The 4,861-nt window shown below is 40.5% G+C and carries 3 protein-coding genes; 1 reads left to right on the top strand and 2 read right to left on the bottom strand.

All coding sequences use genetic code 11. From position 1 onward, the window contains the following. Together ctaD and AC3DU7_RS11535 are read right to left on the bottom strand one after the other, a co-directional pair. Positions 1-1,610, bottom strand: a 1,610-nt coding sequence (gene ctaD / locus AC3DU7_RS11540) for a cytochrome c oxidase subunit I (RefSeq protein WP_488039493.1), incomplete at its 3' end; no start/stop codon positions are given. Between the two features lie 391 nt (positions 1,611-2,001). Then, entirely contained in the window at positions 2,002-3,024 is a 1,023-nt protein-coding gene (locus AC3DU7_RS11535) for a cytochrome c oxidase subunit II (protein WP_488039492.1), read from the bottom strand. Positions 3,025-3,883: 859 nt separating this feature from the next. On the opposite strand from AC3DU7_RS11535, the gene AC3DU7_RS11530 reads away from it, so the two are divergent. Then, positions 3,884-4,798 carry a COX15/CtaA family protein gene (locus AC3DU7_RS11530; protein WP_488039491.1) on the top strand — a complete coding sequence of 305 codons (915 nt, stop codon included), beginning with the start codon at positions 3,884-3,886 and terminating at the stop codon, positions 4,796-4,798. The last annotated feature ends 63 nt before the right edge of the window (positions 4,799-4,861 follow it).

Below are 4,861 nucleotides of genomic sequence, written 5' to 3'. Positions count from 1 at the left end.
CCAAAATCATAAGGACCATAAGTAACCACTGGCAACACTTCCCAGTTTTCAATAATAGGAGGTGAGCTAGTAGTCCACTCCAAGGATAAACCACCCCAAGGATTATCATCAGCTTTTGGTCCATACATCCAACTCCAAACCATGTTGATTAAGAATGGAATTACAGACAGACCTAGAATAATCGATCCATAAGTACAGATGTGGTTAATCGCTTCAAACTGAGGGTCATACATAGCAATACGACGTGGCATTCCTTGTAAACCCAATTGGTGCATGGGTAAGAAAGTGAGGTTTGTACCAATTAAAGTCAGGACAAAGTGAACCCGACCCCAGGTTTCGTTGTACATCCGACCTGTCATTTTGGGGAACCAGTGATAGATGCCTGCATACAGACCAAAAACTGAACCACCAAATAAAACGTAATGGAAGTGAGCTACTACATAGTAACTGTCATGGACATGAACGTCGAAGGGAGCTGTTCCCAAAGTTACCCCACTTAGTCCACCCATAACGAACATTGCTAATAGACCAACGGCAAAAAGCATTCCACTTGTATAGCGAATTTTTCCACCCCAGAGAGTAGCTACCCAACTAAAGATTTTGACTCCTGTGGGAACTGCAACTATTAGAGTTGAGATGGTGAAGAACATCCGCATCCAGGGAGGAGTTCCACTGGTGAACATATGGTGTACCCATACGAACAAACCTACTAGACAAATAGCAAGACTGGAATAGGCGATCGCTTTATAACCAAAAATTGGTTTGCGTGCATGAACGGGAATAACCTCTGAGAGAATACCAAAAATTGGCAGAATCATCAAATAAACTGCAGGGTGAGAATAAAACCAAAATAAGTGCTGGTAGACGACCACATCACCGCCCATCTCTGGTTTAAAGAAGCCGGTGCCAAAGTTGATATCAAATAATAACAGTACCAATCCTGCTGCTAATACAGGAGTTGAGCATAGTGCCAAAACGGAAGTAGCTAAGATTGCCCAGCAGAATAGGGGAAGTTGATCCCATCTCATGCTAGGAACTTTCATTTTCAGGATGGTGGCTATAAAGTTCACCGCACCCATGATGGAGGAAGTTCCTACTAGCACGATGCTGAGAATCCATAAAGATTGTCCGATATTATTGGTGATGAGGCTGAGTGGGGGATAAGCTGTCCAACCGCTTTGTGCCCCACCAAAAGCTAAACTGGCAATTAATAGTGCGCCAGCAGGTGGGTTGAGCCAGAAAGCGATCGCATTGAGGTTAGGAAATGCCATGTCTCTAGCTCCCACCATTAGGGGGACCAGATAATTACCAAAACCCCCAATGGCAGCAGGCACGATCCACAGGAAAATCATAATCGTGCCATGATTTGTCAGGAAGGAGTTGTAAATATTTGGGTCAAGAACGTCTGCATCTGGGGTGTAGAGTTCTGCACGCATAGCCATGGCCATGAGACCACCGATGAGATAAAAGACGAAGGCAGTAACCAGATATTGAATACCTATTACCTTGTGGTCTATGTTATAGCCGAAGTAGTGATACCATTTCCATGCCTCCGGATGTGCTTTTTCCGGTTGTGGTTTGGTTTCTAAAGGAATTTGTGTTTGTGTCATCTGTAAATTATTTTGACAATTACGAATTAGTTAGGGCTTGCTGAATCAAGCTAAAAGTCAGGGTAGCTTATGGTAATGGAGTTTTTGATATTCTGTCTATCTCCTAGTTTATGGCTTTTATTGGCATCAATTTACTGAAATTTTCTGCTGAAATTACAGAAAATTTATTCACATAAAATGGCCGAAACCTTTGCCTATTACCCCCATCTCCGCGTCTCCGCGTCTCCATGTCTCCGTGTCTTACCCCCACCAAACAATTTTTTCAGCAGACTCTAATTATTGGGGAGGTTGAACTCACTTTTTTTTACCTCTGGAGCTGACTCCCCCCAACTCTTCCCCTGTAAGAATAGGGATTTTTGAATTCTTATAGAGGAAGTATTAGCTGCTAGTTCTAGTTTGGATGAATTTGATTTAATGTTTCGGAGTTGATACCCATTTCATTAGCATAAGGGCTAAGGTACTCCGATTCTGATAAATCAGCAGTATTTACTGCTACAGCTTCATCTAACTGTGGTTTCTCGGCAAAAGTATTTTCTGCTATCCAAGCTTCATACTCTTCTTGAGTTTCAACAATTACTTGTGTTCTCATCGCTCCGTGGTAAGCACCGCAAAGTTCTGCACAATATACTGGATATTCTCCAGTTTTGGTAGCTACGAACCGGAGTTGGGTGTCTTTACCAGGAATTGCATCTTGCTTCAAACGGAAAGCAGGTATCCAGAAAGCATGAATCACATCTTGAGCAGAAAGGTTGATTTGTATATCCTTGTTTACAGGAACATGGAGTTCCCCTGCTAAAACACCACTTTCAGGATAGTTAATCAGCCAGCCATATTGAATGCCGGTAATATCCACTACTACATCTGCTGGGTTTGCTCCCTCTTCAGGAGTTGCTCCAAAGCCATATTTTATGCCTACTTTTGTGGCTACTTCTTCTGACTCCATTCCTTCGGCATCCGATATGAGGGGAGCTGCCAGAGCTGCTCCTGGCATTTTTGCCATTTGCCGATCGGATGAAGAATGATGAGCTACTTTTGTTCCTGCTGGATCAAATCCACCCATCTGTCTATATACATCTACACTGTAGATACCAAGACCAATGACAATTATGGCTGGAATTGCCGTCCAAAATATTTCTAATGGTAAATTTTCCCTAAAGGGAGCGCCATCACCATCGTCTCCTTGACGTCTACGAAATTTAATTGCAGAGAAGACTATTGTTCCTTCTACCACTAGAAATAAGGCTACTGCTATAGTAAACATGATGTCAAAAAAACCATCCACCAGAGGAGCTTGTGCTGATGCTTGCTCTGGTAATAGACCATGATTTTGACCTAACCACACGCTAACTATGGTGACTATTATACCAACTACTAGGGTGATTACTGAGACCGGTATTTTTTCTTTTTCTTCCATATTTTACCTCTTTAATTAGTCTTCCTCCCGTTCTACTAAACTTATCCAAACTTGCCCATGCCGGAATTGCATGAGCTTTGGTAGCTCAGTTCCTGCTTCCCAGAAGACCACCGACCGCAGTCTGCAACTTATCTTCGAGAGCAGGCTTAAATTCGCTTTAAACTCAAGCTACTAATACACATAGTTATTTGAAGTTGACAGCAGCGTTAAAATCTCTGTCAGCTTGAAAACCCCTAGTCTAGGTAGAGGAGTGTTTGACTTTTTGTCATACTCAACTATATAAGTTAAACTAAGTGTCTACTTATAAATTAGATACAATTGTTACTATTTATAAAAATTATAGATTATCTTAGTTTTTCAGACATTTCTCTGGAGAGAGTTTATACTATTTTAACTATTTCCCTCAAAAACCACCCCACAGTTTGTACAAATAAAGTTACATTGAATATATACTTTTAAATTGCATAATTTGAATTTATTAATTTATTAGAAATTAAAGAAAAAGTTAAGAATAAAATTTTGGAAAAATCAGTAACAAACAAAACAGTAAACTGTAAAGAAAATTAAAATCAGAAAACTTTCTAAAGCACAACAAGTCTTCAGATAGTATCGCTTATAGTAACAAAAATCAGACACATTAATAATTGTCAGATGTTAACTAGCTATCAGCTTTTAGTATTTAGCTGTCAGCTAAAAATTCTAGGGTTTTAACCCACTAGATTTAAAAAAGCGCGTGGTGCTTGTTAATGGGGGGTTTGAATTCACCATTATACAAGCCAGAGAAGCTGAATGCTAATAGCTGAGTGCTGAGTGCTACATCAATTTAGCAAGATTTTAGATTAAAGCTAATAAAAATCTTATGGCCAATTCTGTTTTAAATAACAATACAATTATTTCCTCTCAGTCTCCAGCACGCGATCGCATTCGTGGCTTAGTTTGGAAACTGTGTATAGCAACCCTACTACTAATGGCTATTGGCAGTGCTACCAGAGTTATGAATGCCGGTTTAGCTTGTCCTGACTGGCCTTTGTGTTATGGTAAGTTAGTACCAATGGCACAGATGAATCTGCAAGTATTTTTAGAGTGGTTTCATCGACTAGATGCAAGTTTAATTGGCTTTGGCGCGATCGCTCTCATGGGCTTATCATGGTGGCATAGACGAGAATTACCTGGTTGGCTACCTTGGGCATCGACTTTTGCTCTGGGGCTAATAGTTTTTCAAGGTGTACTTGGTGGATTAACTGTTACACAACTATTACGCTTTGATATTGTTACCGCTCACCTGGGTACTGCTTTGCTGTATTTTATGACTCTATTAGTTATAGGCATATCAATGATGCCATACACAGGTACAGGCAATGTTGGTAAACTACCTTGGGTGGGATTAACTGCTGCAATTTTTGTTTATTTACAAAGTTTAGTCGGTGGGTTAGTTGCTTCTCAGTGGGCATTGCATCAATGCTTTGGAGTGGCGGAACTTTGTAAAATAATGAACAGTCATATTGCTGGCGTTGTGCCTCCGACTTTAGCAACATTGACATTAGTCGTAATGGCGTGGCGCACATCTGCCTTACATCCGCTGCTACGAAAGTTAGCAAACTGGGCTGGTTTATTAGTATTAGCTCAGATTGGTTTAGGGGTTATGACTTTCCGGTTACGTCTGCAAATTGAGTTATTAACCGTATCTCACCAAGCTGTAGGAGCAGCATTACTGGGAACTTTAGTAGCATTTACCGTTATTGCTTTACGCGATCGACAATTTGCAAAGGCATAATTGTTAAGATAGATACAGTAATATACCCCTCTTTTGTGAGTTATTAGATTAGAAAGGTTAGTT

The organism is Okeania sp. (genome assembly GCF_983059655.1).
The sequence above is the reverse complement of the archived record's forward strand: the minus strand, read 5'-3'. Positions and strand labels throughout refer to the sequence as shown.

Bases quoted from the DNA above. Each gene is read 5' to 3' on its own strand.
- AC3DU7_RS11530 (WP_488039491.1), top strand. From the start codon at position 3,884: ATGGCCAATTCTGTTTTAAATAACAATACAATTATTTCCTCTCAGTCT.
- AC3DU7_RS11535 (WP_488039492.1), bottom strand. From the start codon at position 3,024: ATGGAAGAAAAAGAAAAAATACCGGTCTCAGTAATCACCCTAGTAGTT.